Annotated in this window: 25 protein-coding genes and 1 tRNA gene; 13 read left to right on the top strand and 13 right to left on the bottom strand. The window is 70.5% G+C overall.

The window, feature by feature from the left end; all coding sequences use genetic code 11:
* Window positions 1–15: 15 nt before the first annotated feature.
* The 3 genes from HXX10_RS22595 to HXX10_RS22605 all read left to right on the top strand — a co-directional run bounded on the left by HXX10_RS22595 (window position 16) and on the right by HXX10_RS22605 (window position 3,819).
* The gene (locus tag HXX10_RS22595) at window positions 16–831 is read left to right on the top strand and encodes an enoyl-CoA hydratase (protein ID WP_296525486.1); all 816 of its coding nucleotides are present in this window, start codon (window positions 16–18) and stop codon (window positions 829–831) included.
* 120 nt (window positions 832–951) lie between these two features.
* On the top strand, window positions 952–2,685 hold the full coding sequence (locus tag HXX10_RS22600) for an acyl-CoA carboxylase subunit beta (protein WP_296525487.1): 1,734 nt from the start codon (window positions 952–954) through the stop codon (window positions 2,683–2,685).
* Window positions 2,686–3,009: 324 nt separating this feature from the next.
* Window positions 3,010–3,819, top strand: a complete 810-nt coding sequence (locus tag HXX10_RS22605) for a hypothetical protein (protein WP_296525489.1) — start codon at window positions 3,010–3,012, stop codon at window positions 3,817–3,819.
* 199 nt (window positions 3,820–4,018) lie between these two features.
* Here HXX10_RS22605 and HXX10_RS22610 read toward each other — a convergent pair whose 3' ends face one another.
* Genes HXX10_RS22610 through HXX10_RS22620 form a run of 3 tightly spaced genes read right to left on the bottom strand, consistent with a single transcriptional unit; the run spans window position 4,019 to window position 7,235 of the window.
* Window positions 4,019–5,578 carry a hypothetical protein gene (locus HXX10_RS22610; protein ID WP_296525491.1) on the bottom strand — a complete coding sequence of 520 codons (1,560 nt, stop codon included), beginning with the start codon at window positions 5,576–5,578 and terminating at the stop codon, window positions 4,019–4,021.
* Window positions 5,575–6,300 (bottom strand): hypothetical protein, encoded by a 726-nt coding sequence (locus HXX10_RS22615; protein ID WP_296525492.1) that lies wholly within the window; start codon window positions 6,298–6,300, stop codon window positions 5,575–5,577. Before HXX10_RS22615 ends, HXX10_RS22610 begins: the two co-directional genes overlap by 4 nt.
* Window positions 6,301–6,317: 17 nt before the next feature.
* On the bottom strand, window positions 6,318–7,235 hold the full coding sequence (locus HXX10_RS22620; protein WP_296525494.1) for a vWA domain-containing protein: 918 nt from the start codon (window positions 7,233–7,235) through the stop codon (window positions 6,318–6,320).
* 1,224 nt (window positions 7,236–8,459) lie between these two features.
* On the opposite strand from HXX10_RS22620, the gene HXX10_RS22625 reads away from it, so the two are divergent.
* Window positions 8,460–9,224: a hypothetical protein gene (locus tag HXX10_RS22625; RefSeq protein WP_296525496.1), complete on the top strand. Its 765-nt coding sequence runs from the start codon at window positions 8,460–8,462 to the stop codon at window positions 9,222–9,224.
* Window positions 9,225–9,563: 339 nt separating this feature from the next.
* On the opposite strand, the gene HXX10_RS22630 is transcribed toward HXX10_RS22625, so the two are convergent.
* Window positions 9,564–9,650: transfer RNA gene (locus HXX10_RS22630), tRNA-Leu, on the bottom strand.
* Window positions 9,651–9,952: 302 nt separating this feature from the next.
* Here HXX10_RS22630 and HXX10_RS22635 point away from each other — a divergent pair.
* The 3 genes from HXX10_RS22635 to HXX10_RS22645 all read left to right on the top strand — a co-directional run bounded on the left by HXX10_RS22635 (window position 9,953) and on the right by HXX10_RS22645 (window position 12,757).
* Complete coding sequence (locus HXX10_RS22635) at window positions 9,953–10,921, top strand: complex I NDUFA9 subunit family protein (RefSeq protein ID WP_296525561.1); 969 nt, start codon at window positions 9,953–9,955, stop codon at window positions 10,919–10,921.
* Between the two features lie 37 nt (window positions 10,922–10,958).
* Window positions 10,959–12,122 carry an alpha-hydroxy acid oxidase gene (locus HXX10_RS22640; RefSeq protein WP_296525499.1) on the top strand — a complete coding sequence of 388 codons (1,164 nt, stop codon included), beginning with the start codon at window positions 10,959–10,961 and terminating at the stop codon, window positions 12,120–12,122.
* A gap of 104 nt (window positions 12,123–12,226) precedes the next feature.
* Entirely contained in the window at window positions 12,227–12,757 is a 531-nt protein-coding gene (locus tag HXX10_RS22645) for a transposase (protein WP_296525501.1), read from the top strand.
* Between the two features lie 43 nt (window positions 12,758–12,800).
* Here HXX10_RS22645 and HXX10_RS22650 read toward each other — a convergent pair whose 3' ends face one another.
* The gene (locus tag HXX10_RS22650) at window positions 12,801–13,283 is read right to left on the bottom strand and encodes a GNAT family N-acetyltransferase (protein WP_296525503.1); all 483 of its coding nucleotides are present in this window, start codon (window positions 13,281–13,283) and stop codon (window positions 12,801–12,803) included.
* 170 nt (window positions 13,284–13,453) lie between these two features.
* Here HXX10_RS22650 and HXX10_RS22655 point away from each other — a divergent pair, with 170 nt between their 5' ends.
* Window positions 13,454–13,834 (top strand): hypothetical protein, encoded by a 381-nt coding sequence (locus tag HXX10_RS22655; RefSeq protein WP_296525504.1) that lies wholly within the window; start codon window positions 13,454–13,456, stop codon window positions 13,832–13,834.
* A gap of 17 nt (window positions 13,835–13,851) precedes the next feature.
* Here HXX10_RS22655 and HXX10_RS22660 read toward each other — a convergent pair whose 3' ends face one another.
* The 3 genes from HXX10_RS22660 to tsaD form a co-directional block, all read right to left on the bottom strand.
* Window positions 13,852–14,274: an EVE domain-containing protein gene (locus HXX10_RS22660; RefSeq protein ID WP_296525506.1), complete on the bottom strand. Its 423-nt coding sequence runs from the start codon at window positions 14,272–14,274 to the stop codon at window positions 13,852–13,854.
* Window positions 14,275–14,434: 160 nt separating this feature from the next.
* Window positions 14,435–15,424, bottom strand: a complete 990-nt coding sequence (locus HXX10_RS22665; protein WP_296525508.1) for an NAD(P)H-dependent glycerol-3-phosphate dehydrogenase — start codon at window positions 15,422–15,424, stop codon at window positions 14,435–14,437.
* 8 nt (window positions 15,425–15,432) lie between these two features.
* On the bottom strand, window positions 15,433–16,518 hold the full coding sequence (gene tsaD, locus HXX10_RS22670) for a tRNA (adenosine(37)-N6)-threonylcarbamoyltransferase complex transferase subunit TsaD (RefSeq protein WP_296525510.1): 1,086 nt from the start codon (window positions 16,516–16,518) through the stop codon (window positions 15,433–15,435).
* Window positions 16,519–16,638: 120 nt separating this feature from the next.
* Between tsaD and hemC the strand changes: the two genes are divergently transcribed.
* The 5 genes from hemC (at window position 16,639) to HXX10_RS22695 (ending at window position 22,884) form a co-directional block, all read left to right on the top strand.
* Window positions 16,639–17,574, top strand: coding sequence for a hydroxymethylbilane synthase (gene hemC, locus HXX10_RS22675; protein WP_296525512.1), 936 nt, complete (start codon window positions 16,639–16,641; stop codon window positions 17,572–17,574).
* Between the two features lie 14 nt (window positions 17,575–17,588).
* Window positions 17,589–18,296 (top strand): uroporphyrinogen-III synthase, encoded by a 708-nt coding sequence (locus tag HXX10_RS22680; protein WP_296525514.1) that lies wholly within the window; start codon window positions 17,589–17,591, stop codon window positions 18,294–18,296.
* 322 nt (window positions 18,297–18,618) lie between these two features.
* The gene (locus tag HXX10_RS22685; protein ID WP_296525515.1) at window positions 18,619–19,674 is read left to right on the top strand and encodes a hypothetical protein; all 1,056 of its coding nucleotides are present in this window, start codon (window positions 18,619–18,621) and stop codon (window positions 19,672–19,674) included.
* Between the two features lie 11 nt (window positions 19,675–19,685).
* A complete protein-coding gene (locus HXX10_RS22690) occupies window positions 19,686–21,476 on the top strand; it encodes a heme biosynthesis HemY N-terminal domain-containing protein (RefSeq protein WP_296525517.1) in 1,791 nt (596 codons plus the stop codon).
* A 61-nt stretch (window positions 21,477–21,537) separates the two neighbouring features.
* On the top strand, window positions 21,538–22,884 hold the full coding sequence (locus HXX10_RS22695; RefSeq protein ID WP_296525519.1) for a hypothetical protein: 1,347 nt from the start codon (window positions 21,538–21,540) through the stop codon (window positions 22,882–22,884).
* Here HXX10_RS22695 and HXX10_RS22700 read toward each other — a convergent pair.
* From HXX10_RS22700 to HXX10_RS22720, 5 genes are all read right to left on the bottom strand, one after another.
* On the bottom strand, window positions 22,838–23,203 hold the full coding sequence (locus HXX10_RS22700; RefSeq protein WP_296525521.1) for a DUF2304 domain-containing protein: 366 nt from the start codon (window positions 23,201–23,203) through the stop codon (window positions 22,838–22,840). The genes HXX10_RS22695 and HXX10_RS22700 overlap by 47 nt on opposite strands.
* The gene (locus HXX10_RS22705; RefSeq protein ID WP_296525523.1) at window positions 23,200–23,886 is read right to left on the bottom strand and encodes a glycosyltransferase family 2 protein; all 687 of its coding nucleotides are present in this window, start codon (window positions 23,884–23,886) and stop codon (window positions 23,200–23,202) included. The genes HXX10_RS22700 and HXX10_RS22705 overlap by 4 nt, the downstream gene beginning before the upstream one ends.
* Before the next feature lie 5 nt (window positions 23,887–23,891).
* Complete coding sequence (locus HXX10_RS22710; RefSeq protein WP_296525524.1) at window positions 23,892–24,260, bottom strand: hypothetical protein; 369 nt, start codon at window positions 24,258–24,260, stop codon at window positions 23,892–23,894.
* Window positions 24,261–24,267: 7 nt separating this feature from the next.
* Window positions 24,268–25,125, bottom strand: coding sequence for a class I SAM-dependent methyltransferase (locus tag HXX10_RS22715; protein ID WP_296525526.1), 858 nt, complete (start codon window positions 25,123–25,125; stop codon window positions 24,268–24,270).
* A 197-nt stretch (window positions 25,126–25,322) separates the two neighbouring features.
* Window positions 25,323–25,877 (bottom strand): Uma2 family endonuclease, encoded by a 555-nt coding sequence (locus HXX10_RS22720; protein ID WP_296525528.1) that lies wholly within the window; start codon window positions 25,875–25,877, stop codon window positions 25,323–25,325.
* Window positions 25,878–25,953: the final 76 nt, after the last annotated feature.

Here is a 25,953-nt window from a genome sequence, read left to right on the forward strand (position 1 = left end):
ACGAGGATATCGGAAATGGCCTACGAGACCCTGCTCATCGAGACCGTGGGGCGCGTGGGCGTCATCCGGCTGAACCGGCCGAAGGCGCTGAACGCGCTGAACTCGACGTTGGCGGAAGAGCTGCGGGTGGCGTTCGCGAACTTCGACCAGAACGACGAGATCGGCTGCGTGGTGATCACCGGCACGGACCGCGCCTTCGCGGCCGGGGCCGACATCAAGGAGATGCAGCCGAAGTCGTTCATCGACACCTTCACCAAGAACTACATGGCGAACTGGGACAGCCCGGCGCGCTCGCGCAAGCCGACGGTGGCGGCGGTGGCGGGTTTTGCGCTCGGCGGTGGTTGCGAGCTGGCGATGCAGTGCGACCTGATCATCGCGGCCGACAATGCCAAGTTCGGCCAGCCGGAGATCACGCTCGGCATCGTGCCCGGGCTCGGCGGCACGCAGCGGCTGACCCGGGCGGTCGGCAAGGCGAAGGCGATGGACCTGGTGCTGACCGGCCGGATGATGGACGCCGTCGAGGCGGAGCGTTGCGGGCTGGTCTCGCGGGTCGTGCCGCTCGCCGAGCTGATGGACGTCGCCATGAAGGCGGCCGAGACCATCGCGTCGATGTCGCTGCCGGCCGTGATGACGGCGAAGGAGCTGGTGCAGCGCGCCCACGAGCTGCCGCTCGCGGAAGGGCTGCGGTTTGAGCGCCGCGCGTTTCACGCGCTGTTCGGCACCGACGGCCAGCGTGAGGGCATGACCGCCTTTTTGGAAAAGCGGCCGCCGCACTTCAACCAGCCGCACCACCAGCCGCCGCCCGACAACCTCTCAGATGCGGCGGAGTAACGTCGAACAAGCCGCCCCGCCGCCGTTCTCTTGACGGTGGTTCGGCGGCGGTCGATTGCTCGTCAGGTCGGCGACCCGCCGTGGCGCGCCGGACGGTTTGGATCAGGTCAGGAGTGCAGCATGCGACCCTATTTCGAGCGGATGCCCGGGTTCGGCAAGGTTCTCAAGGAAAACCGCATCGCCCGCACGACGGAGAGCCGGCACAGCCTCGAGGGCGTCGAGGCCGAGATCGGCAAGCTGCGCGAGGCGCGCCGCGAGGTCGGCATCCCGACCGCGGAGATCAACAAGCGCGGTGCCCTGACGGTGTGGCAGCGCCTCGGCTATCTGGTCGATCCCGGCACCTGGCATCCGCTGCACAGCCTCTATGATCCGGAGGAGAACGTCGAAGGCACCACCAACGTCGTCGACGGGCTGGCAAAAATCGCCGGCCGCTGGGCCGTGGTGATCGGCTTCGACAACAAGGTCTTGGCCGGCGCCTGGATTCCCGGCCAGTCGGAGAACATCCTCAAGGTCACGGACATCGCCAAGCGGCTGCGCGTTCCGCTCGTCTGGCTGGTCAACTGCAGCGGCGTGAAGATGCCCGAGCAGGAGCACTTCTACGGCGGGCGGCGCGGCAGCGGCACGCCGTTCTACCGCCACGCCGAGCTGGAGCAGCTCGGCATCCCGATTCTCGCCGGCGTCTACGGCACCAATCCGGCCGGCGGCGGCTACCAGGCCATCAGCCCGACCATCCTGATCGCCCACAAGGACGCCAACATCGCGGTCGGCGGCGTCGGCATCGTCTCCGGCATGGCGCCCAAGGGCGGCTTCGACGTCGCCGTGCTGGAGGAGCTGATCGCCAAGACGCGCGACATGCGCACCAATCCGCCCGGCAACATCGCCACCCATTTCGAGCACACCGGCTTCTTCACCCGCGTCTACGACGAGGAGACCGGCGTGCTCGACGGCATCAAGGAGTACATGCGGGCGCTGCCCGCCTACGACCCGATGTTCTTCCGCGTCGCGGCGCCGGCCGAGCCGGTCTATCAGGCGTCCGACCTCTATCACCTGCTGCCCTTCGACCAGGGCGAGACCTATTCGTTCGACGACGTGCTGTCGCGTCTCGTCGACGGCAGCGAGGCGATGGAGTTCCGCCCCGGCTACGGCCCCGAGGTGTTCACCGGGCTGGTCAAGATCGACGGTTTTCCGATCGGCGTGATCGGCAACCGTCAGGGCCTGCTGCCACGCGGCTATCCCGAATACGCCGACTACCCCGGCATCGGCGGCAAGCTCTACCGCCAGGGCCTGATCAAGATGAGCGAGTTCGTCACCCATTGCGGACGCGATCGCGTGCCCGTCATCTGGTTCCAGGACACCACCGGCATCGATGTCGGCGACGTCGCCGAGCGCGCCGAGCTCTTGGGGCTCGGTCAGTCGCTGATCTACTCGATCCAGTCGACCGACCTGCCGATGATGCTCGTCGTGCTGCGCAAGGGCTCGGCCGCCGCGCACTACATCATGGGCGGCCCGACCGCGAACCGGCACAACGCCTTCACGCTCGGCACCGCGGCGACCGAGATCTACGTGATGCACGGGGAAACCGCGGCGGTGGCGAGCTACGCGCGCCGCGCCGTCAAGGACAAGGACGCCGGCAAGCCGCTGCAGCCGATCGCCGACAAGATGAACGAGATGGCCAAGAAGTACCACGACACCTCGCGCCCGGCCTGGTGTGCCAAGCACGGGCTGGTCGACGAGATCGTCGATCTCGGCAGCCTGCGCAGCTATCTGACGGCCTTCGCCGGTGCCGCCCACCAGAATCCGGGCTCGCTCTGCCCGCGCCACCAGATGCTGCTGCCCCGCCTGATCCGCGGCTGAGCCGCGACCCGACGTCGCGGCGAGTGCTGCGCCGCACGCGGGGGTGACGGATGCGGGCGACACGTCCCGTCGCTATCGCTTGACTTGCCTCGTCAAGTTCGCCTGACGACGCGCCGCACACCTTGCTGCGGCGCGGCATGCCGTCCACCACCCTGAGGCGTGCTTTAATAATCCATTAACCATTGGAATTTTAGTATGTCAGCGGAATGTGTTAGTCATCATCTCTGATGTGATTCGTCAGAAGTTCACACGCCCGATCAAAGCTTTTCATGATCCGGGTGTCGCCCGTACCGTAGTCATTGTTTTACAGATGGAGACAGATCCATGCCCTCAGAGTCGGCAATCCGCGGGTTCGATCGGACGTTCTGGACACGCGCCCTCGGTGCGGTCCTCCTGGTGTCCATCGCGGTCGGCAGCACGGCCGCCATGGCGGCGACGCCGGCTGATGCGTCCTTGGTCGAGGGATCGCAGCGGCTGCTGATCGCGAGCGTTCTCGTCTTTGCCGCGATCGGGTTCGTCGGTTATCGGATCGCCGGCGACTATGTCGAATCGCTGACCCACCACGACGAGGTCGCGATCGCCGAGCCGGCGAACGACGACGTCCCGGCGACCCCGGCCCGCCGCACCGCCGAGCCGGTGCGCGCCGTCGCGCCTGTCGTCAGCCCGGTCGTGAGCCCGGTGCGCGCCCGCACAAACGAGGACCGCTACGCCCGTCCGATCCGGGTCGCCCCGACCATCCCGGAGCCGCAACCCGTCCAGGGCCTGTTCATGCGGTCGTCGGAGCCGAGCCGCGCCGAGCCGCGCAGCCGGGTGGAACCGCGCAGCGCCGTCACCAGCCGGGTCGAGCCGCGCAGTGCGGTCGTCAGCCCGGTCGCCCCGCGCAGCACCGTCGCCGCCCCTGTGGCCGCCCGCAGCGCCCCGGTCACCCCGGTCGTCAGCCCGGTGCGAGGGCGCCAGCCCACGGACCGCTTCGCCGCTCGCACGGTCGCGCCGACTGCGAGCCCGAGCCGAGCCGAGCCGACCCGCAGCGAGGCGGCCCGCAGCGAAACCCGCAGCGTCCCGTCGACCCGCACCGTCACGACCCCGGTTCAGGGCGTCCGCGGCCGCGAGTCAGCGGTCCGCGCCAGAGCCTGAGTCGCGGTCGCGCGGTCGACGACCGGCCGCCACCGCGGCCGGTCCGCTCCAGCGGACATGCGAAGACGACGTGCGACGACTGTCGCACCGGACGGGATGCCCCCCGACCGACCCCCGTGCCGATCTGATGATCGGCCACGGGGGTCTTTTTTTGAGTCCGCTGCGATTTCTGTCCGCTGCGATCGGTATGCGGCGCGCCCTACGGCAGCGGGCGGCGGCGCGGCATCGGGACGTTCGACAGGGGAACGGCCGGCTCGGTGCGCGGCGCGGTGCCCGATCTGTCGGCTCCCCGGGTCTCCGGCGCCGCGCAGCGCCCGGCCGCCCGCGGGGCCGGCCCTTCCTCGGCCGGCTGGCGGGATTGCGGCGTCCAGCTCGGCGCGACGATGTCGGCGCACCCGCAGCCCGGGTCCCCCCCGCCCTCCGGGTCGGGACCGGACAGGCCGGGCGACCGGCCGCAGGCGGCCTCGTGCTCCGACATCCGCAGCGCCGGCTCGGCGCGATCCGCCGAACCCGCGTGCATCGGATCCGGATCGGTCGCCACCGGGCCCTCGGGCGCGCGGGGCGCGGCGACGGTCGGCACCGGTTCCGGCACGGGCACGGGCACCGGCACGGGTATTGCGATGGGTCCTGGAACCGGCGCCGGCGTCCGGGCCACAGGCTCGTCCGGCCGCAGATGGACGACGCCGGCATAGAGCGCGACGACGACGGCGGCCCACACCAACGGCCGCCAGGGGTCGAGACGCCGCACCCGAATGCCCTGCGGCGCCGCGGCCTCGCCGGCGAGTCCGGTCCGCGCCGGCGAGGCCGTCGACCGGAACAGCCCGCTCAGGGCCCGGGCGAGGTCGCCGATCCGCGACGTCCGCCGGCGCAGGTCGATGCCGGTCCGCGCGGCGAAATCCGACAGCGACGGCATCGCGTCGACGCTGCCCTGGCAGAGGGCGGAAAACGCCCGCGCGGCCCGCTCGAGCCCGCGGGTCCGGCGCAGCGCCGACAGGATCGCCGAGCGCGTCGGGTTCTCGAAATCCGCCTTGCTGAACAGCAGGCCGTTCTCGACGACATTGGACCTGTACAGGTGCGGCGCCACGATCGCCGTGTAGAGGCAGAGATAGATGGCGATCGCCGGGAAGCGGTCGATCGTCGGCCCGAAGGCCTGCTGCCGCCGGCCCGGGTGCTGATAGTTCAGGTGGCCGTGCTCCGCCGCGGGGCGCCCCGCCAGCGCCGGGACATACATGCCATCGTAGTCGATGAGCCTCAGGCGATCCGAGATCCGGATGTTCTCGTGCTGGAGATCGCCATGGGCGAAGCCGTGCTGCTCGGTCAGATCCGCGAAGGCCAGCAGCTCCAGCGCGACCTTGCGGAGCGCCTCCGGCGTCTCGAGATTGTGGACGATGAAGGCGTCGAGCGTCGCGCCATGGGCCCAGTCCATCAGCAGGCCCGGATAGCGGACGTGCTCGATCTCCACGGCCGTCTCGAGATAGGCGAAGCCGACGAAGCTCCGCGGTCCCAGCCGGCCGAGGAATTCGGCGATGGCGCCGTACCGCAGGCCGCGGTCGGCGATGTGGCGGGTGAACAGCTTCAGGGCCTTCGGCTCACCGTGCTGGTCTTCGAGTGCGAAGGTCGCCGAGAAATTCCCGGTGAACAGCACCGGCCGGGCGACCCGCTTCATCCGCCGGTAGTTCAGGCCGTCGAGGTGCCGATCGACGAAGGCTCGGCGCGCGACGGCGAGCGAGTAGTCGTTAGCGGTCGGCCAGGTGCTCATCGCCACGATCCGACGTCGACGATCATGACCGTGGTGTCGTCCCGGTGCAGACGTCCGGCCGCCCGCTGCTCGGTCACCAGCGCCGCGAACGTCGCCTCGGTCTCGATCGCCTGCAGACGGCCGATGGCGGCGGCCGGGTCGGCCAGGAACCAGGCGCCCAGCGCATCGGTCATGAGATAGAAGGCCGCGCGCCGGTGGAACCCGTAGCGGCCGAGGCTCCAGACAGACGCTCCCCGGAGGAGATGAAGCCCGTCGACGACGTTGGCGTGGTCGTTGGTCGACAGCAGGACGGGGTGTCGATTGAACTGATGCGGGTCGGCGAGCGGAAACGAGCTCACCACGTCCGGTCCGTCGGCAAGGACGCAGATCGAATCGCCGATCGCCTGGACGGCGTACAGGCGTTCCCTGGGCCAGATCATCAGTCCGGCGAAGGCGGCGTAGCTTCCCCGTCGATAGGCGTTGCGGCGATAGGGCGGCCACTTCCGCTGGTCGAAGGATCGCTCGTAATCGTGCCGCGCGCCGGCCAGCAAGGCGTCGTCGAGAGGCGGATGTCCGACGAACGAAGTGGCGAGCCCGCGCGCCCATCGGCCCGAGGCGAAGGATTCGGTCGCGCCGTCGCACACGGCGAAACACGTGGCCTCCGCATTGACGGCGAACGCGTCCTCGTTCTCCGAGGGCGCGTCAAACCGCTTCGGGACGCTCCAGGCGCGAAGCCGCCGCATCGTCGCGCAACACGCGATCAGGCCGGCGCGGTCTCCACCGGTGCCGCTGCCGGAGCAGGGGCCGGTACCGGTGCCGGCGAGGTCGCCTCCGCCGGCGGCTGGAACACCGGCGCATTGGCCGGCCTCGTGCCGATCTGGAAGAACTTGGTGATCGTCTCCGCACCCGCCTTGAAGCCGAAGAACCGCGAGGCGGGCGTGATCGGATAGGACTCCTGCGCGGCCGGCCGCAGCGGCTCGGGGATCACGCTCGACATCCGGAACAGCTTCTTGGCGTAGTCGCCCGGGAGCTGATCCTCGGCCGACGGGAAGACGACCTCCTCGCCGGGCTCGCGGCTGACATGGAGGTTGAACAGCAGGCAGGCGCCGTCCCGGGTCGTGATCTGCTTGATCTCCATCGCGGCCGGCTCGGGATCGCCGTCGGTCGGCTCGCCGTCGGTCACGTGGAAGATGATCGGCGGAAACGACGCCGGATGATCCTTCACCCACGCCGCGACGATGTCGCGGGTCTTCTCCAGGGCCTTCACCATCGGGGTGTCGCCGACGGCGGACGCTTCGAACCAGACCTCGGATTCGACCTGCTCGATCCGGGTGATGCCGAACTCGTCCGGATACTTGAAGGTCACGACCTCCAGCCGGGCGGGCGCGTCGGCGATCTGCGAGATCGGCTGGAAACAGGCGCTCGTGTTTTTCCAGACGCTCTTCACCTCGCCGTCGGAATAACAGAGAGCGGCGACATGGAAGTAATCGCGAACGGACTCGTCGCCGCGGGTGCACTGGTTCACGAGCTCGCGAAGAGCCTCGTTGACGCAGCTCGCCAGGAAGCTCGCCAATGTCTTTCGGGTCCCGTGCAGGGTCTCGCGCATCGACGACGACTGGTCGAGCAGGAAAATAAATGCGGCCGGATTGTTCCGGCTGATCTCGGCGTTGTATGGCATGGTCAGTCTCGCAAGGGGTGTGGCCGGTCATAATGGACCGCAAGCCCATCCATGATACCGTCCCGGCCGTCGTTTCCCGACAGTAAATCGACGGATCAGCACGACGTGATCGCGCGTGGCGTCAGGCGGCCTCGCCATGGCCGGTGCGATGGTCTGCGGCGGACGTTCGACATGCCTGGGCGGGCGCGATGTGGGTGGAGTGCCTCAGCCGGGGCGGCCATGATCCGCCTTGACGTGAGCCGCGCCCGGCTTTCCTGCAGGACAACGTACGTTGCGGCGAAACACACGACGAAAATGAAACCCGCGGCCGGCTCAGCCCACCATCCGAATCCGTCTGGCCGCGTGTGGAGGCCCCGGTGTCGGGCGCCAGCAATCGTCTCGTCTGTCGGGAAAATCAGGGGCTTGGGCTGGGCTTGGTGCCCAGGAAAGGACTGGGCGGGCACCTGCCGAGGCCACTGATTTCTTGAACTAATCCGCCCTGCCGGAATTACGGTGACAGTGCACTCAATTGCGGGAATTACGGTGACAGATTACAGTGACAGTGCACTTAACTCCGATGCGCTCTACGTCGCGAACTCCGTGCCGTCGTAAATTTAGTGCACTGTCACCGTAATTCCCCGTAATTCCCGTAATTCCGTAATTCTGCGGCCTGCCAACCGATGATCTGGTCCCGCTCGCCGGCGAGCTTCTCGGGGTCGACCGCGAGCTGATCCGGACGTTGGAATTGCCTGAGGCACGCCTTGCTGGACATGCTCTTCGGCGGCAGTTGAGGGCTTAACAAGGAGCAACTCTTTCGGACCGGTCGAGTGCCGCAGCGCGAGGGGTCCTGGTTCAATCCGCGCACCCGCACCCGTTCCGCCCCGGTCTTAACAAAACCTCCGGTTCCCGACGGTTACGGACCCAGAGGTTCCGCCGCTGCGACGAACGCCCGCCAACGATGCGTCGCCGTTGATGTAGCGCTTGAACGCGGTGCTGTGCGAACGGTGTCTGGCCATGGGCTTCCATCCTTGGAAAGCCCGGCGCCCCGGTCAATCGTCCGCCGTCACAATGTCCGGCTCGAGGGGCGCACTCCATTTGAACGCCGATTGACAACCGAATTTACCATCGACACAAGAGGTTCGGCCTTCGTCCGCAGTCGTGGCATTATCCAGATCACTTGCCGGCGTGGCGCGTCGTGTGCGCGCTCGGTTCGTCGGCCCTCATGAACGGGGAGGATTGGCAGTCATGGCGGTGCATCTCTATTTCTCTTTGATTCCCGAAGCGCTGATCGCGTCGATGCTCCCGCCGGAAAAGTTCGGGCAGTACTACGCGACCGGCCACAAGTACAAGTCGAAGGGCCAGGAGATCTTCTTCGAGATCGACCCCGCGTTCCGGCATCCGTTTTTCGAGATCGACACCGCAGTCTCGCGCTGCGTCCCGCATCCGGACGGTGCGCCGAAGAACTCGGTCTACGTGTCGGTCTACCGCGTGCTTGAACACATTCCTGTGAGCGCCATCGGCAAGATCTACCTCACTACCGCGTACGGTGCGACCATCGGCCTCGACCGCGGCACGCTCCCGACCGAGTGGCCGCGGTGCCTGCACTTTTACCAGGATCTGGCGCCCGTCAACAGCCTCGTCGTCAGCAACCAGGATCCGGTCGGCTACTACGAGGGCGTGACGAGCAAGGCGCCGAAGTTCATCCGCTTCCCGGGCCTGTGCTTCGTCGAGCTGCAGCTGGGCGCGCTCGCGACCGACCCCGAGGGCGGCGCCGTGGGCGACCTGCCGTACTCGTTCATGCACCACTTGCGCGAAGCGCTGCTGACGCTGGAGCCCGGCGCGAAGGAGAGCAAGCTCGTCCACCGCGTGCACTCGCTCGAGTTCCCGTACCGGATGGTCAAGGGCGGCTTTTACATCGGCAACGGGCGCGACATCGCGCACTACCCGATGCCAACCGTCGCCGAGCTGCAGCGCGATCACCCGAGCTGGTGGCGCTCGGCGAACATGTAGCCGCAGCCGGGACTGCGCCGAATGCGAAGGCGGCCGCGTCGGAAGGCGCGGCCGCTTTGCCTTGCGGCCGCCCCCGGCGGGGCGCGGACGGGGGCGACGGAATTACGGTGACAGTGCACTCAATTGCGTGCCGCAGCCGGGGCGGCCGTGATCCGCCTTGACGTGACGCGCCCGGCTTTCCTGCAGGACAACGCGCGTCGCGGCGAAACACACGACGGAAAAGAAACCCGCGGCCGGCTCGGCCCACCATCCGAATCCGTCGGACCGCGCTCCGCGCGTCCCGTCAGGGCGCCAGCAATCGTCTCGTCTGTCGGGAAAATCAGGGGCTTGGGCTGGGCTTGGTGCCCAGGAAAGGACTCGAACCTTCACGGCCGTTAAGCCACTGGCACCTGAAGCCAGCGCGTCTACCAATTCCGCCACCTGGGCCCAAGGGCGCACACATAAGGGTCCGGATTCTGTCTTGTCAACGGCGCAGGCGCCGGGAGCGCCGCGGCCGTCGCAATCGCGTCATGCGGGCGGGCCGCGGCGGGCCGGTTCCGACGGTCCCGGATCGGGCTCGGATGCCGCCGGGCCGGCGCGCATCCCGGCTCCGGCGGGTGGCGTCGGAGGGAGTCAGGCGCCGCCTCCCCTGTACAGCCGCGCCGCCATCCTGTATTCCGCCGGAACGCCCGTTCGCGCCGCCCCGGCGCGGTTTTTCGCGCGAATCGCAGGACCCCGTGGCCATGGCGATGACCAGCTCCGACACCCTCGTCACCCTTTTCGGCGGCTCCGGCTTTCTCGGCCGGCATGTGGTCCGGGCGCTGGCGCCCGACATCGCCCGCATGCGCATCGCGGTGCGCCGGCCGGACCTCGCCGGCCACCTGCAGCCGCTCGGCCGGGTCGGGCAGATCCACGCCGTCCAGGCGAACCTGCGCAACGCCGAATCGGTCGCCGCCGCGGTGCGCGACTCGGCCGTGGTGATCAACCTGGTCGGCGTCCTGTTCGAGCGCGGCAAGCAGTCCTTCGAGGCCGTGCATGTCGAGGGCGCCGCCAATGTCGCCCGCGCGGCCGCGGCGCAGGGCGCCCGGCTGATCCATGTCTCGGCGATCGGGGCCGATCCGAACGCCGCCGCCCTCTATGCCCGCACCAAGGGCCGGGCCGAGCAGGCCGTGCTCGATGCGGCGCCCGACGCCGTGATCCTGCGCCCCTCGGTGATCTTTGGACCCGACGACGCCTTCTTCAACAAGTTCGCCGCCATGGCCCGCATCGCCCCGGCCCTGCCGCTGATCGGCGGCGGCCACACCCGTTTCCAGCCGGTGTTCGCCGGCGACGTCGCCGACGCGGTCCACAAGGCGGTCGCCGGCGACGTTCCGGGCGGCACCGTCTACGAGCTCGGCGGACCCGACGTCGCCACCTTCAGGGAGCTGATGCGGCTGGTGCTCGACATCACCCAGCGTCGGCGCCTCTTGCTGCCGGTGCCGTTCTGGGCCGCCAGGCTGTTGGGCGGCGTCCTGAAGTTCCTGCCCAACCCGCCGCTGACGCCCGACCAGGCCGAGCTTCTGAAGAGCGACAACGTGGTCTCGGAGTCCGCCTTGCGCGAAAACCGCACGCTCGCGGGGCTCGGCATCGAGGCGCGCACCATGGCGGCGATCGTGCCGTCCTATCTGTGGCGCTACCGCAAGACCGGCCAGTTCAAGAACCGCCGCAGCCTCGCCTGATCCGGCTCCGCCGGACCGAGGGGGCGGGGGCCCGGCAATGACGCCGATCACCAGCATCGCCGATCTGCGCGCCGTCGCGTCGCGAAAAATTCCGCGCGCCCTGTTCGGCTATGTCGACAGCGGCTCCTACGACGAGATCACCAAAGAGGCCAATGCGGCCGAGCTGGCACGGCTGCGCTTCCGCCAGCGCGTGCTGGTCGACACTTCGGGCCGCTCGATGGCGGGCGAGATTCTGGGCCGGCCCGTCGCCATGCCGATGGCGATCGCGCCGACCGGCCTCACCGGCCTGCTGCACGGCGACGGCGAGATTCTCGGCGCCCGCGCCGCCGAAAAGGCCGGCATCCCGTTCTGCCTGTCGACCATGTCGATCGCCACCATCGAGGACGTCCGGGCCGCCACCCAGGCGCCGTTCTGGTTCCAGCTCTATGTGCTGCGCGACCGCGACTTCAGCCGGTCGATGATCGAGCGGGCGCGGGCGGCCGAATGCCCCGTGCTGGTCGTCACCGTCGACCTGCCGCTGCGCGGCCAACGCCACGCCGATTTGAAGAACGGCCTGACGGTGCCGCCGCGCGTCACGCTGCGGAACGTCTTCGATGTCGCCACCAAGCCGCGCTGGGCGCTCGGCGTGCTGCGCGGCAAGCGCCGGACCTTCGGCAATATCGAGGCCTATCTGAAGGGCCGGGTCGGCCTGATGGGCGCCGGCGAATGGTCGTCCAATCATTTCGACCAGACGCTGACCTGGACCGACATGGCGTGGATCCGCGACCTATGGCCCGGCAAGCTGGTGCTCAAGGGCATTCTCGATGTCGAGGACGCCCGAAAGGCGGTGGAGATCGGGGCCGACGCCATCGTCGTCTCCAATCACGGCGGCCGCCAGCTCGACGGCGCACCGGCCACCATCACGGTGCTGCCCGAGATCGTCCGCGCCGTCGGCGACCGGCTGGAGGTGCTGTTCGACGGCGGCATCCGCTCCGGGCAGGACGTGATGAAGGCGCTGGCGCTCGGCGCCCGCGGCGTGCTCATCGGCCGCGCCTGGCTGTACGGGCTCGCGGCCTTCGGCGAGCGCGGCTGCACCATGGCGCTCGACATCATCCGCCGCGAGCTGGAGATCACCATGATGCTCACCGGCGTGACGGATCTCCGCACCATCGGCCCCGAGGTGCTGTACGGGGTCGAGGCGAAGGCGGAGGCGGAGGAGTAGCGGGCGCGTTTTAGCCTCCCCCTGGGTCGCGCGGAGAACCATTGTAGGGTGGGCAAAGGCGCGCAGCGCCGTGCCCACGCGGACGACAATGCAGGGCGTCCTCCATGTCGCGCTATCGCCGCGCAAGGATCGAAGGCGGCTTGTTCTTCTTCACGGTCGCGCTTGCGGATCGCTCGACCGACCTTCTTGTGCGCCACATCGACCGGTTACGCCGAGCCTATCGCGTGGTCCAGGAGCGACGGCCGTTCGGGACCATTGCGATTTGCATCCTGCCTGACCACCTGCATGCGCTCTGGTCGCTTCCCGAAGGGGATGCCGACTTCGCGTCCCGCTGGGCGATGATCAAGATCGGCTTTTCGCGCGGGCTTTCGCCGGCGGTCGGTCGGTCGGCCAGCAAGGTCGCCAGACGCGAGAAGGGCTTGTGGCAGCGACGCTTCTGGGAGCACGCGATCCGCGACGACTCCGATTTCGCGCGGCATGTCGACTACATCCACTATAACCCGGTCAAGCACGGCCACGTCTCCGCCGTTGCCGACTGGCCGTACAGCAGCTTTCATCGCTGGGTCGATCAAGGTCTCCTTCCTCTCGACTGGGGCGGCGACGTCGCAGATCTCCCGGGATGCTTCGGTGAATAGTCGCGTGGGCACGGCGCTGCGCGCCTTTGCCCACCCTACAACGCTACAGCATCCGCACCATGAACCGCGCCGCTGCGCCATAGCTCGCCAGCTTCTCCGCCAGCGCCGGATCGTCGATAGCCAAAAATCCCTGCCGTCCCCAGAAGCCGGCCGAGTTGCCGACCGCGACCAGCGACATCGTCTTGAAACCGGCGTCGCCGGCGTGCCGCGCCAGCGTGTCGACCATCGCGGCGCCGGTGCCGTTCTGTCGCGCGGCGGGCATGAGTGCGAGGTCGTGCAGGTAGACCGTGTCGGCGCCGTCCGGCAGCGTGCCCAAAAGACTGTTCAGGGCGGGCGGCGATCCGGCCCGCCAGGGATGGCTCACCACATAGCCGGCGAGCGGCGTCGGCGCGTCGGCCGCGGCCAGCACGAAGCATCCGGCCGGCCACAGCCGCAGCCGCTCGGCGAACACGCAGGCGTCCTCGGGGAAATCGGGATGCACCACGGCCGCGACGGCCAGGACCGCGGCGAGGTCGGCCTCGGCCATGGGGCGCCAGACGGCTGTCGGGGCGGCCGTCCGGGGTGTCGACTGATCGGGCATAACGAAGGTCATGGCTGGTGGTGAGCGACGGATCGGGCGATGATGTATCCGTATTTTGCCGTTGCGCGGCGTTTCGCCACTGGCGCGACGCAGGGCGCCAACCACATTTTTACGCCATGAGCGATCATCCAACCGACGAGTTTCGCCAAAACCGGTCAGAGCGTCCCCGCGCCGAGCCCGAGATCATCCCGCCGGGCGCGCCCGATCCGCGCCGCCCGGGCGCCCAACCCGGGCACAATGCCGGGCCGGAGGACTTTTCCGGCACCGTGTTCATCACGGTCGATCAGGACGGCCGCACCCACTACACCAAGATCGAGCCGCCCGGCCCGTTCGCCGTCGCCATGGGCCTGATCGTGCTGGGCGTCATCGTCGGCGCCATTCTTCTGGTCGCCCTCGGCATGGTGCTGTTCTGGGTGCCCGTGGTGGTGATCACCATCGCCGTGCTGGTGTTCTCCAGCTACCTGAAGGCGGCGTGGGCGCGCTTCATGGGGCGGTGAGGCGCGCGTCCCGCCGATCAGGCCTTCACGCCGCCCATCCTGCAGATCGTCTTCCACTCGGCCGCCGTCACGGGCTGCACGGACAGACGTGACTGCTTCAGCAGCGCCATCTCGGCCAGGCTCTTCTCCGCCTTGATGGCGGCGAGCGTCACCGGCGTCTTCAGCGGCTCGACGGCCTTCAGATCCACCACCACCCACGGGTCGCCCGGCTGTGCGGTCGGGTCCGGATAGTGCTCGCGGATGATGTCCACGACGCCGACGATCCGCTTCTCGTCGACCGAGTGGTAGAAGAAAGCGCGGTCGCCGGCCTTCATCTTCATCAGGTTGAGCTTGGCCGTGTGATTGCGCACCCCGGTCCACGGCTCGCCCTTGGCGCCGCGCTTCACCTGGTCGTCCCATGACCAGGTCGAGGGCTCGGACTTCACCAGCCAGTACGCCATCGGTTGCTCCACCTTCGTGCCTTCTTCTGTCGTTCCGGGGCGGCCCGAAGGGCCGAGCCCGGAACCCATAACCCCTGTCTTTCGTGAGTCACCGAAGCAGGGCGTATGGATTCCGGGCTCGCGGACCTGAAGGTCCGCGCCCCGGAATGACGATGAACACTCAATGCTCCGCCCGGAACGGCCGGGTCATCAGCGCCTCGATCGCCTGGTCGACGCTGAGATGGCCGTCCAGCACGGCGGCGACCGCGCCGGCGATCGGCATGTCGACGTCGCGCTCGCGCGCCATCTCGACCAGCACGGGCGCCGTGAAGGCGCCCTCGGCCAATAGGCCGCCGCGCCGCGCCTCGTCGGGCGACACTCCTTCGCCGAGCGCGATGCCGAGCGAAAAATTGCGCGACTGGCGGCTCGAGCAGGTGAGGATCAGGTCGCCGAGGCCGGACAGGCCGGTGAGCGTCTCCGTGCGGGCGCCGTAGGCGCGGCCGAACCGCACCAGCTCGGCGAAGCCGCGCGTGGTCAGCGCCGCCGCGGCGCTGACGCCGAGCCGGCGGCCGCGCACGATGCCGACCGCGATGGCGAGCACGTTCTTGGCGGCGCCGCCGATCTCGACGCCGCGCGTGTCGATCGCGTGATAGGGCCGGAACGTGGTGGTGCCGAGCGAATGGGCGAGCGCGGTCGCGACCTGCTCGTCGGCGGCCGCCAGCGTCACGGCGGTCGGCAGGCCGCGCGCCACGTCGGCCGCGAAGCTCGGCCCCGACAGGATCGCCGGCGTCGCGCCGGGCAGCGCCGCGGCGATCACCTCGGTCATGAAGCGGCGGGTGCCGCGCTCGATCCCCTTGGCGCAGGCGACCACCGGCACGCCTGGCCGCAGCACGCCCGCGAGCGTCGCGGCAACGGCGCCATGCGCCTGCGCCGGCACCACCAGCAGCACCGCGTCGGCGTCGGCGACGGCCGCCGGGCCGGCCGCGATCTCGATCGTGGCGTCGAGCGCCACGTCGGGCAGGTGCGGCGAGGCGCCGGCCGCGCGCAGTGCGGCAGCGGCCGTGTCGTCACGGGCGATCAGCACGGTGCGGCGCCCGGCCCGCGCCGCCACATTGGCGAGCGCCGCGCCCCAGGCGCCGGCTCCGACCACGGCAATCCGCTCGTACGTCATGGGAGAGGTCACGCAGGGGTGGGGTCGAAGGTCGGATCGAGACGCGGCTCATCGGCCGGCTTGCTCACCTGGTCGAGCGGCCAGCGCGGCTTCGGGGCGGTGTCGAGCGTGTCGGTGAGCCCGTAGGCGAGCCGCTCGGCCCCGGCCCAGGCGATCATGGCGCCGTTGTCGGTGCACAGATCCGGGCGCGGCAGCACCAGCACGGTGCCGCCGTCGAGTGCGCAGGCGTTGAGGAGCTTGCGGATCGCCTGGTTGGAGGCGACGCCGCCGGCCGCGACCAGCGCCATCGGCGGGCCGAATTTTTCGCGAAAAAGCTTCAGGCCGGCCCGCAGCCGGTCCTTCACCATATCGGCCACAGCCTGCTGGAACGAGGCGCACAGATCGCTGACGTCCTGGTCGGACAGCGGCGCGCATTTCTCGGCCTCGAGCCGCAGCGCGGTCTTCAGGCCGGACAACGAGAAATTGGCGTCGGGGCGGCCGACCATCGGGCGTGGCAGCGCGAAGCGGGCCGGGTCGCCATCGCGGGCGGCGCGCTCCACCGCCGGTCCGCCCGGATAGGCGAGGCCCAGGATCTTGGCGGTCTTGTCGAAGGCCTCGCCGATGGCGTCGTCGAGCGTGGTGCCCAGCCGGACATAGTCGCCCACGCCCAGGATCGCGACGATCTGGGTGTGGCCGCCGGAGGCGAGGAACAGGCAATAGGGGAACGGCAGGTCGTTGGTCAGCCGCGCCGTCAGGGCGTGCGCTTCGAGATGGTTGACGGCGATCAGCGGCTTCTCGTGCACGAGGGCGATCGCCTTGGCGGTGGTGAGGCCGACGATCAGGCCGCCGATCAGCCCGGGCCCGGCCGCCGCGGCGACGCCGTCGAGGCTGGCGAAGCTCTTCCCGGCCTCCTGCATGGCCTGGGCGATCAGGCCGTCGAGAATCTCCACATGGGCGCGGGCGGCGATCTCCGGCACCACGCCGCCGAAGGCCGCGTGCTCGTCGATCTGGGAGAACACCACGTTGGAGAGAATGCGGCCGCGCCCGTCGTCGTCGCGCTCGACCACGGCGGCGGCAGTTTCGTCGCAGGTCGTCTCCAGCCCGAGAACGATCATGGATACCGGCGACTACTCACTTCGCCTCCGTCCCCTTCCCTCGCGCGGAGCCCGCTCTTATAACGGCGTCGTGCGCGGACCCGCTTCCATTAGGGTTTCGGCGTAGCATTGTGAGGTCCCATGGCGCAATCCTCGTCCCCGCCGTTCGTCCGTATCGGCACACGCGGCAGCCCGCTCGCCCTCTGGCAGGCCCATGAGACGCAGAAGCGCCTCGCCGCCGCCCATGGGGTGCCGCTCGACGCGATCGCCATCACCATCATCAAGACCTCGGGCGACATCATCCAGGATCGCCCGCTCTCCGAGGTGGGCGGCAAGGGCCTGTTCACCAAGGAGATCGAGCAGGCGCTGTTCGACGAGACGGTCGACCTCGCGGTCCATTCGGCCAAGGACATGGAGACGGCGCTGCCGGACGGCCTCGTCCTCACCGCCTGCCTGCCGCGCGAGGATGTTCGCGATGCCTTCATCTGCAAGAAGGTGAGGACGCTCGCCGAGCTGCCGGCCGGCGCCGTGGTCGGCACCGCGTCGCTGCGGCGCGGCGCCATGGTCAAGCGGCTGCGGCCCGACATCACGGTGGTGTCGATCCGCGGCAATGTCGACACCCGCATCCGCAAGGTCGAATCCGGCGAGGTCGACGCGACCCTGCTGGCGCTCGCCGGGCTCAAGCGGCTCGGCCTCGCCGACCATGCGACCTCGCTGTTCGACCCCGAACAGTTCCTCCCCGCCGTCGGCCAGGGTGCCGTGGCGATCGAGTGCCGCGAGAACGACACCCGCACCCGCGAGCTGCTCGCTGCCATCGACGACGGCGTCACCCGCACGGCGCTGACGGCCGAGCGGGCTTTCCTGGGCGCGCTCGACGGCTCCTGCCGCACCCCGATCGCCGGCCACGCGACCCTGTCGGGCGACCGCCTGTTTCTGCGCGGCCTGATCGTCAAGACCGATGGCAGCGTCGCCCACGAGACCTCGCGCGAGGGGGCTGCGGCCGATGCCGCGGCGCTCGGCGCCGACGCCGGGCGCGAGCTCAAAGTCCGCGGCGGGCCGGACTTCTTCGCCGCCTGAACGGAGGAGAGCCGTTGCGGCTTCTGGTCACCAGGCCGGATCCGGACGGCGCCCGCACGGCGGCGGCCTTGCGCGAGCGCGGCCATGCCGTGCTGGCGGCGCCGCTGCTGCGAATCGAATCGATCGACGAGCCGCCGATCGGCGAGGGTCCGTTCGCCGCCGTCGCGGTCACCAGCACGAACGCGGTCAGTGCCATAGTGTCGCATCGGGCCGGCGGGGCGCTCGCGGCCGTGCCGGTCTTCGCGGTCGGCGGCAAGACGGCGCGGGCGGTGCGCGAGGCCGGGCTCGCCGACGTGCACTCGGCCGACGGCGACGTCGAATCGCTAGCCGGCCTGATCGCGGCGACGCTCGCCGGTGCGACCGATCCGGTGCTCTATCTGGCCGGCGAGGACCGGGCCGGCGACCTCGAGGGGCTGCTGGCGGCGCACGGGCTGGTGGTCCGCACCGTCGTGGTCTATCGCGCCGTGGCGGAAGCCCGCTTTCCCGTGGACGTCAGCGCCGCCCTCGCGTCGGGCGCGGTCGATGCCGTGCTGCACTACTCGCGCCGCACCGCCGAGGCTTTTCTGGCCGCCTGCGCCGTCGATGGCCTCGACTCGGCCGTCCGAAATGTCCGCCATCTCTGCCTGTCGGCCCAGGTTGCGGCGCCGCTTCTCGCCGCCGGCGCCACCGACGTGGTCGCGGCGGCGAGGCCGGATCAGCCGAGCCTGTTCGGACTTCTTTAGCGATCCGGCAGCGAACCGGGGGATGGCGTTGTTGCCGTCACCAAACCGGCGCAGTATGCCGGTGTGATCCGCATTGCCGCGGAATGGTCCGCAATTGCAGCGGGAGGGGTGGATGGCCGACGACAAGACGCCACCGAACGACAAGCCAGACAATCAAGCTCCGCCGCCTCCGCAGGGTGCGTCGTCGCTCGACGCCACTGCAGCGAAGGCCGGTACGGGTCCCAAGCCCGCAGACAAGCCGGACAGCGCCTTGGCGGCGCGCCCCGCCGAACCGGCGGGCCGCACCAGCCCACCGCCGGGTCCAAGCCGAGAGGACACCACGATGGCGCGGTCGACGCGCACGCAATCGAACTGGGGATCTGCGCTGACGGCCGGCGTGGTCGGGGGCGCCGTGGTTGCGCTCGCCGCCGGCTTCGCCTGGATCACCCTGAAGCCCGGCGACGAGGGTGCCGTCAGCGAGGCGAACGCCAAGCTGGCCGCGCTGGAGCTGCGCCTCGGCGAGCTCGCCGCCCGTCCGGTCGCCTCCGGCCCGGCGCAGGTGCCGGCCGAACTCGCCGGCCGCCTCGGCCGCGTCGAGGCGGCGGTCGCCGCCGCGGCGCGCCAGACGGGCGGAGATCCGGGACTGACCGGCCGCGTCGCCGCGCTCGATGCGGCGATCGCCAAGCTGAACGAGCAGCTCGCCCGTGCCGACAAGCGGATCGACGAGACCGCCAAGAGCGGCGTCGGCGGAGCCGCTCCGGCGCCCGCCGCGCCGGGCGTGCAGCCGGCCGAGCTCGACGCCGTCGCCGGCCGCGTCACCGCGCTCGAGCGCACCCTCACGGCCCTGCAGCAGCAGGTGACCCAGCGCGCCAATGCGCCGGTCTCCGACAAAGGGGTCCGCCTCGCCGTGCTGACCTCGGGCCTGCGCATGCTGGTCGAGCGTGGCGCGCCCTATGCGGGCGAGCTGGCCGCCGCCAAGCAGCTCGTCAGCGATCCGCAGACCTTCGGGCCGCTGGAGCCGTTCGCGGCGTCGGGCGTGCCCAGCGCCCTGGTGCTCGGCCGCGAGCTCGGCGACATCGGCCCGGCGATGCTGAAGGCCGGCGACCTCCCGGCTCCCGACGACTATCTCGAGCGCCTGCAGTCCCGGGCCGAAAGGCTGGTGCGGGTGCGGCCCGTCAAGGACGCGCCCGGAGACGACCTCGCCGCTCTGATCGGCCGGGCCGAGGCGAAGGCCCGCCAGGCCGATCTCGCCGGGGCGCTGGCCGAGCTCGCCAAGCTGCCGGCGCCGGTCCGCGCGCCGGCGGAGCCGTGGATCAAGAAGGCCGAGGCCCGTCAGGCCGCCGTCGCCGCCGCCCAGCGTGTGGCTTCCGCCGCCCTCGCCGCCCTCGCCACGCCATAGGACCGCATCCGATGATCCGTGTTCTTTTATTCCTTGTCGCGGTCACCGCGCTGTCGTTCGGCGCCGTCTGGCTCGCCGACCGGCCCGGTGACGTCGCCATCACCTGGCTCGGTTATCAGCTCGAAACCTCCATCATGGTGGCGCTCGCCGCGCTCGCCGCGCTGGTGGTCGCCGTCATCCTGGTGTGGTCGATCCTGCGGGCCATCGTGCGCGCGCCCGCGGCTTGGTCGGCCCATCGGCTCGATAAGCGGTCGCGGAAGGCCTACAAGGCGATCTCCAACGGCATCGTGGCGATCGGGGCGGGCGACGCGATGTCGGCCCGGCGCTTCGCCAACGAGGCGCAGCGGCTCGCCCCCAAGGAGCCGCTGGCGCTGCTGCTCGGCGCCCAGGCGGCCCAGCTCGGCGGCAATCCGGCCGAGGCCGAGCGCACCTTCCGGGCCATGGCGGCCCGCGAGGACACCAAGCTCCTGGGCCTGCACGGGCTGTTCATCGAGGCCCAGCGCAGCGACAACGGGGCCGCCGCCCGCACCTATGCGGAGGATGCCGCGCGGGCGTCGCCGTCGCTCGCCTGGGCGGCAGAGGCGGTGCTGCAGTATCGCTGCGCCGCCGGCGACTGGACCGGCGCGCTCGCCGCGCTCGAGCGCAACATGCGCAGCGGTCTGGTCGGCAAGGACACCTACAAGCGCCAGCGCGCCGTGCTGCTGACCGGCCGCGCCCTGTCGGGCGAGGTCGATCCCGAGGGCTCCAAGGCGCTGGTGATGGAGGCCCTGAAGCTGTCGCCCGGCCTGGTGCCGGCGGCGTCGCTGGCCGGGCGGCTGCTCACCGAGAGCGGCCAGACCCGCAAGGCGGCCAAGGTGGTCGAGGCGGCGTGGACCATCAACCCGCATCCCGACCTCGCCGAGACCTACGCCGACATCTTCCCCAACGAGTCGAACCGCGAGCGGCTCGGCCGCATCCGCGCGCTCGCCAAGCTGGCGCCGAACCATCCGGAAAGCGCCGTGACGATGGCCCGCGCCGCCATGGACGCCCAGGAGTTCGCGACCGCGCGCACCAGCCTCACCCCGATGCTGGCGATGCCGACCCAGCGCATGGCGGCCCTGATGGCCGAGCTGGAGGAGAAGGAAGGCGGCGACGTCGGACGGGCCCGCGAGTGGATGCGGCGCGCCCTGCAGGCGACCCGCGATCCGACCTGGACGGCGGACGGGATGGTTTCCGCCAAGTGGATGCCGGCCTCGCCGATCTCGGGCCGCATCGATGCCTTCGAATGGCGGATTCCGCTCGCCGATCTCGCCGGGCCGGTGATCGAGCACGACAAGCCCCGCCGCGGGCAGATCGCACCGGCCCCGGCCCCGGCTCCGGCCCCGGCTGCGGCGCCGAAGCCGTCGCCGGCCCCGCCCGCCAAGGCGGCCGAACCGCCGGCCCCGCCTGCGGCTCCGCTCGATCGGGCTGCCGCCGCCAAGCCGGTGTCGCCGCCGCCGGTGGCCGAGAAACCGATCCCGCTGCCGCCGCCGCCCAGCAAGGCGTCGGGGCGTCCGGTTCCACCGCCCCCCGCCCCGCCGGCGCCCCCGCCCGTCATCGACGCCTCGTCGCCACCGCCGGTGGTGGAGACGCCGGTCCCGCGCGCCGGCCGTTCCAGCCGGCGTGACGCAACGGCCGGCACCGAGTCGGAGACGGCCGAGAACGTGATCCCGCTGCCGCAGCCGCCCGACGTCGCAGCGTCGGGATCGAAGCCGGCCGGCGAGGTCGAAGCCGAGAAAAAGGCCGCTTCAGCCAAGCCGGAACGGCGCCCGTTCTTCCGCTGATCGGCAGCCGATGCCGATGCGGTGGCGGTCCGCGGCTGCTCGGTTGGGGTTCGGACTGATCGTGATCGCCGTCCTCGCGGCGGCGATCACGACGCGGCCGGCGAAACGTCTGATCGACTTCGATCAGACGTTCTATCTCGCCATCGCCTACGACCTCGTCCACCACGGGGTGTTCAGCAACGGCATCTTCGATGCCGTCGACGGCACCCGCGCGGCGCCGCCGCCCGGCATGTTCTTCGCGCCGCTCTATCCGTGGGCCGTGGCCGCCGTCACGGCGGTCGACCCGCGCTTCGCCCGGGCACTGGACTGCGCCGTCGAGGCGAACGAGAAGCACCGCGATCTCTCCACCTGCGAGATCTACGCGACTCCGATGCTGCTCCTGCATGCGCTGCTGCTGGCGATCGGCGTGATCGCGATCGGCCGCGCCGGCGAGATCGCGACCGGCGAGCCTCGCGTGCTCTACGCCGCCGGGGCCATCGCGACGGCGGGCTTCGCCGCCGAGGCCGAGCTCTTCTCCTACGTGATGACCGAGAGCCTGAGCGTCGCGGGCTTCAGCCTGTTCGGCCTCGCGCTGGTCGCGGCGCTGGCACGCTGGCGCACCGCGACCTTCGCGCTGTGCGGCCTCGCGCTCGGCCTCGCCTGCCTGACGCGGCCGACCTATCTGATCCTCGCGCCGGTGACGCTGATGATCGTCGCCGTGGTCGGGCGCTGGTTCTCCGGGCCGGAGCGCCGCCCGTTCTTCCGCCCGGCGGCGACGCTTTGTGCCGCGCTCGCCGTGATGCTGGCGCCGTGGCTCGCCCGCAACGCCGTCTCGGTCGGCAAGCTCGGGTTCACCGAGGAGTACGGCAGCGTCGCGGTGATCGAGCGCTTCGCCTTCAACGACATGACGCTGCGCGAATACGTCTGGGCGTTTCCGGCCTGCGTCCCGCTGGTCGGCCCGGCCGTGGTGGCGCGGCTCGCCGGCCCCGACGCGATCGCGCGCTTTGCCTGGGATTCGCCCGGCAGCTTCTTCGAGCGCGGGCGGGCGCGCCGCAACGCGCTGGTCGCCGAGCACGGACGGCTCGATCCGATCATGGGGGCGCTCACCCGCGAGGAGCTCGCGCGCGACGGGTGGCGGCATCTGGCGACGTCGGTGCCGCTCGCCTGGTGCGGCCTGTGGGTCGGCGGCGCCTTCAGCCTGCTCGTGCTGCCGCTCGCCGCCGCCGGGCTGGTCCGCGCCGCGCGCCGCGGCCGGCCGCTGGTGATCGCCTATGCGGTGCCGGCGCTGCTGCTGGTCGGCGTGCACGGCCTGCTCGCCAACCACTATCCCCGCTACAATCTCGGCTTGGTCGGCCCGATGGCGGTCGCGGCCGCGTGGCTCGTCATGGACGCGGCTGCGCGGCGGACCGGGGCTCGCCCGGCGCGGTGAGCGTGCGGGCCGCCTCGGCGAGCGCGATCGAGCGGGCCAGCCGGGTGATCTCCTCCATCTGGGCGCGCAGCTTGAGGTGCAGGTTCAGCAGCATCAGCAGGCTGATCACCACCCAGGTGTAGACGACGAGGTCGCTGCCGCGGCCGATGCCGGCGGCATGCGCCAGCCAGGTCGCGTGGCCCGGCAACCAGACCAGATAGAGGCCCGCGAGCGCGGCGGCGACGGCCAGGAAGCCGACCACGGGCGCCTTGCGGTGCGCGCTCCAGGCGTACAGCACGACCAGCGACAGCAGCACGGTGAGGAAGAGTTGCGCGATCATCGGTGCATCCGGTGCGCGAACAGATCGACCAGGATGGTGAAGGCGTCGCCCATGCGCTGGCCCTTGGCGAGCGAGTAGGCGCTGTACTCGATGGTGATCGGCGTCTCGATCCAGGCGAGGCCGCTCTTGGCGATCTGGTGCAGGATCTCGGAGGCGTGCGCCATCCGGTTCTGCCGCAGCCGCAGCCGCGACACGCCACGGCGCGTCATCGCGCGCAGGCCGTTGTGGGTGTCGGTGACGGCGAGCCCGGTGGTGATCCGCGTGAAGGCGGTGGCGGCGGCGAGCAGCAGGCGCCGCGCCGCCGGCAGGGCAATGGTGTCGCCGAGGAAACGGCTGCCGAGCGCGTAGTCGGCCCCGCTCGCCTGCAGCGCATCGACCAGGCGGGCGATGTCGGCGACGCGGTGCTGGCCGTCGGCGTCGAACGTCACGACGATATCGGCGTCCTGCGCCATCGCCCAGTCGAAGCCGGTCTGCAGCGCGGCGCCCTGGCCGAGATTGATCGGATGGACGACGACCATGGCGCCGGCGGCGCGCGCCAGCGCGCCGGTGCCGTCGGCCGAGCCGTCGTCCACCACGACGACCCGCCAGCCGGCCTGCACGACGCCGGCGACGACGCCGGCGATCACGGACGCCTCGTTGAAGGCGGCGATCACGACGCAGACGGAGGGAGCGGATGTCGGCATGGCGTCTACCCCGCCACCAGCACCAGCCCGCCGGCGATCACGGCGATGCCGACGAGAAGCCGCAGCGACAGCGGCTCGGCGAAGACCAGGCCGGCGACAAGCGGCGTCACCGCGAAGGCGAGCGCGACGAACGGATAGGCGCGGGCGAGCGGCGTGAAGGTGAGGACCCACACCCACATCACCGAGAGCACGCCGTAGAGCAGCAGCGCGGCGATGAACCAGCCGTTCTGCGCGAGTCCGGCGAGGCGCGCGCCCGTTCCCGCGTCTGCGGGAACCCGCAGGGCCGCGAGCTTGAACAGCATCTGGCCGGCCACCATGCCGAGCGCGTAGCCGACCAGGACGAGGATCTGAAAGGTGCCGAGCGTCTCCTTCATGGGGCCCTCAGGGCTTGCGCAGCACGACGCGAATGGCGTCGAACAGGTTGACGGGGAGGCCGAGCCGGCTCGCCGCCGGCACGGTCCGGGCGCCGAGCCCGGTCATCCGGCCGAGCTGGTGCAGGATCAGCGACGCCGGCACGATCTTCCAGGGATGGTCGACATGCGCGACCACGAGCCCGTGCGCGGCGGCGAGGCGGTGCAGGCTCTCCACCGTGAAGAACCACAGGTGCTGCGGCGGAGTCATCAGGCGCCAGCCGCCGCCGGCGAGCCGCGCGACGGCCGAGCCGAAGTCGCCGGTGGTGAGCACGACGATCCCGCCCGGGGCGAGCCGCTCCGCGATCAGCGACAGCGTGTCGTCCGGCGCCGGCAGGTGCTCGATCACGTCGAGCATCACCACGGCGTCCGGCGTCCCGAGCCGGTCGAGGGTCGCCGGCTCGACCACGCCGGTGACCACGTCGAGGCCGCGGCTGCGGCAGAAGGCGGCGGCGTCCTCGGCGATCTCGATCCCGGCGACGTCGTAATGGTGCGCCGCCTCGGCCAGAAAGAAGCCGTAGGCGCAGCCGGCCTCGATCAGCCGGCCGTGGTTACGGAAGCGGCGGATGAAATCGACCGTGCGGGCGAACTCGCGCCGCAGCACCGGCTCGGCGCCGCGATAGTCGGCATAGCCGTCGGCATGCTCGCCCGAGAAATAGCCGTCGGTATAGTACGTGGCGGGATCGAAGCCGGCGGTCTCGGTGCGGCCGAGGCCGCAGCCCTCGCAGCGCAGGATGGCGCAGCCGTGCTTGCGGTAGAGCAGGCGCTGGCGCGTGAGCCCGCCGCAGGCGGGACAGGCGAGCGTGTCGGGCACGGACCTCTGCAGCACGCGAAACCCTCGGACGGAACGGCGGATGGGTGCGTCGGCGTCGGAAAACGACGTCGGGATCTGCGAAATCTGCCGAAAAGGCGGCCCCTGCGCTGAATGCGCGGCCGGGAGACAAGCCTAGGGGGCCGTCGCACTGCAGCGCAATCGCGGAGGGTGCGGCAATACGGCGCATCGCGGCGGGATATCCGCCGGCTCGCCTACCCGAAGAGGTCGGCGACCTCGACCACGAGACCGGGCGGATCGAGCCGTAACGCGCCGGCGGTGAGCGTGCTCGCCACGATGATGCTGTCGGCGGCGCGAGCGTGGTGGGTCACGATCCTCCCGTCCGGGTCGATGACCAGATAATGCCGCACGCTGGCGAGCTTGAAATAGCCGATCAGCTTGGCGCCGGTGTCGCGCTGCGCCGAGCGCGGCGAGACCACCTCGGCGACGATCACCGGGTCCGTCACGATCATGCCGGCGCCGGGCAGCGGCGCGCCGCAGCGGACCATCGCGTCGGGCTCGTAGGCCGTGCCGGCATCGATCGGCACCAGCATGCCGTTGGTGAAGGTCTCGCCGGCGAGCCCGGCTGCGTCGAGCGCGTGCTGCAGCACCCGCGCGGTCTTGAACTTGGTGCGATTGTGCGCCGATCCCTCCGGGGCGACCGCAACGATCTGCCCGTCGATCAGTTCGACATGCGGCGGTTCGGCATGGGCTTCGGCCCAGGCCAGGAAGGCCGACACCGTGATGGGGCGGGGTGTCGTCGCGGTCATGGACCGCGAATAGCACCCAAAACCGTGGAGCGGTAGGGGCCGGCGGATATCGGATTCATTGGCTGGGACGCTCGGC

Origin of the sequence: Rhodoplanes sp., assembly GCF_013377085.1 — a bacterium.
Classification (GTDB): Bacteria; Pseudomonadota; Alphaproteobacteria; order Rhizobiales; family Xanthobacteraceae; genus Rhodoplanes.

Coding starts and splice junctions, on each gene's coding strand:
- HXX10_RS22595 (WP_296525486.1), top strand. CDS start 16: ATGGCCTACGAGACCCTGCTCATCGAGACCGTGGGGCGCGTGGGCGTC.
- HXX10_RS22600 (WP_296525487.1), top strand. CDS start 952: ATGCGACCCTATTTCGAGCGGATGCCCGGGTTCGGCAAGGTTCTCAAG.
- HXX10_RS22605 (WP_296525489.1), top strand. CDS start 3,010: ATGCCCTCAGAGTCGGCAATCCGCGGGTTCGATCGGACGTTCTGGACA.
- HXX10_RS22610 (WP_296525491.1), bottom strand. CDS start 5,578: ATGAGCACCTGGCCGACCGCTAACGACTACTCGCTCGCCGTCGCGCGC.
- HXX10_RS22615 (WP_296525492.1), bottom strand. CDS start 6,300: ATGCGGCGGCTTCGCGCCTGGAGCGTCCCGAAGCGGTTTGACGCGCCC.
- HXX10_RS22620 (WP_296525494.1), bottom strand. CDS start 7,235: ATGCCATACAACGCCGAGATCAGCCGGAACAATCCGGCCGCATTTATT.
- HXX10_RS22625 (WP_296525496.1), top strand. CDS start 8,460: ATGGCGGTGCATCTCTATTTCTCTTTGATTCCCGAAGCGCTGATCGCG.
- HXX10_RS22635 (WP_296525561.1), top strand. CDS start 9,953: ATGACCAGCTCCGACACCCTCGTCACCCTTTTCGGCGGCTCCGGCTTT.
- HXX10_RS22640 (WP_296525499.1), top strand. CDS start 10,959: ATGACGCCGATCACCAGCATCGCCGATCTGCGCGCCGTCGCGTCGCGA.
- HXX10_RS22645 (WP_296525501.1), top strand. CDS start 12,227: ATGTCGCGCTATCGCCGCGCAAGGATCGAAGGCGGCTTGTTCTTCTTC.
- HXX10_RS22650 (WP_296525503.1), bottom strand. CDS start 13,283: ATGGCCGAGGCCGACCTCGCCGCGGTCCTGGCCGTCGCGGCCGTGGTG.
- HXX10_RS22655 (WP_296525504.1), top strand. CDS start 13,454: ATGAGCGATCATCCAACCGACGAGTTTCGCCAAAACCGGTCAGAGCGT.
- HXX10_RS22660 (WP_296525506.1), bottom strand. CDS start 14,274: ATGGCGTACTGGCTGGTGAAGTCCGAGCCCTCGACCTGGTCATGGGAC.
- HXX10_RS22665 (WP_296525508.1), bottom strand. CDS start 15,424: ATGACGTACGAGCGGATTGCCGTGGTCGGAGCCGGCGCCTGGGGCGCG.
- tsaD (WP_296525510.1), bottom strand. CDS start 16,518: ATGATCGTTCTCGGGCTGGAGACGACCTGCGACGAAACTGCCGCCGCC.
- hemC (WP_296525512.1), top strand. CDS start 16,639: ATGGCGCAATCCTCGTCCCCGCCGTTCGTCCGTATCGGCACACGCGGC.
- HXX10_RS22685 (WP_296525515.1), top strand. CDS start 18,619: ATGGCGCGGTCGACGCGCACGCAATCGAACTGGGGATCTGCGCTGACG.
- HXX10_RS22690 (WP_296525517.1), top strand. CDS start 19,686: ATGATCCGTGTTCTTTTATTCCTTGTCGCGGTCACCGCGCTGTCGTTC.
- HXX10_RS22700 (WP_296525521.1), bottom strand. CDS start 23,203: ATGATCGCGCAACTCTTCCTCACCGTGCTGCTGTCGCTGGTCGTGCTG.
- HXX10_RS22705 (WP_296525523.1), bottom strand. CDS start 23,886: ATGCCGACATCCGCTCCCTCCGTCTGCGTCGTGATCGCCGCCTTCAAC.
- HXX10_RS22710 (WP_296525524.1), bottom strand. CDS start 24,260: ATGAAGGAGACGCTCGGCACCTTTCAGATCCTCGTCCTGGTCGGCTAC.
- HXX10_RS22720 (WP_296525528.1), bottom strand. CDS start 25,877: ATGACCGCGACGACACCCCGCCCCATCACGGTGTCGGCCTTCCTGGCC.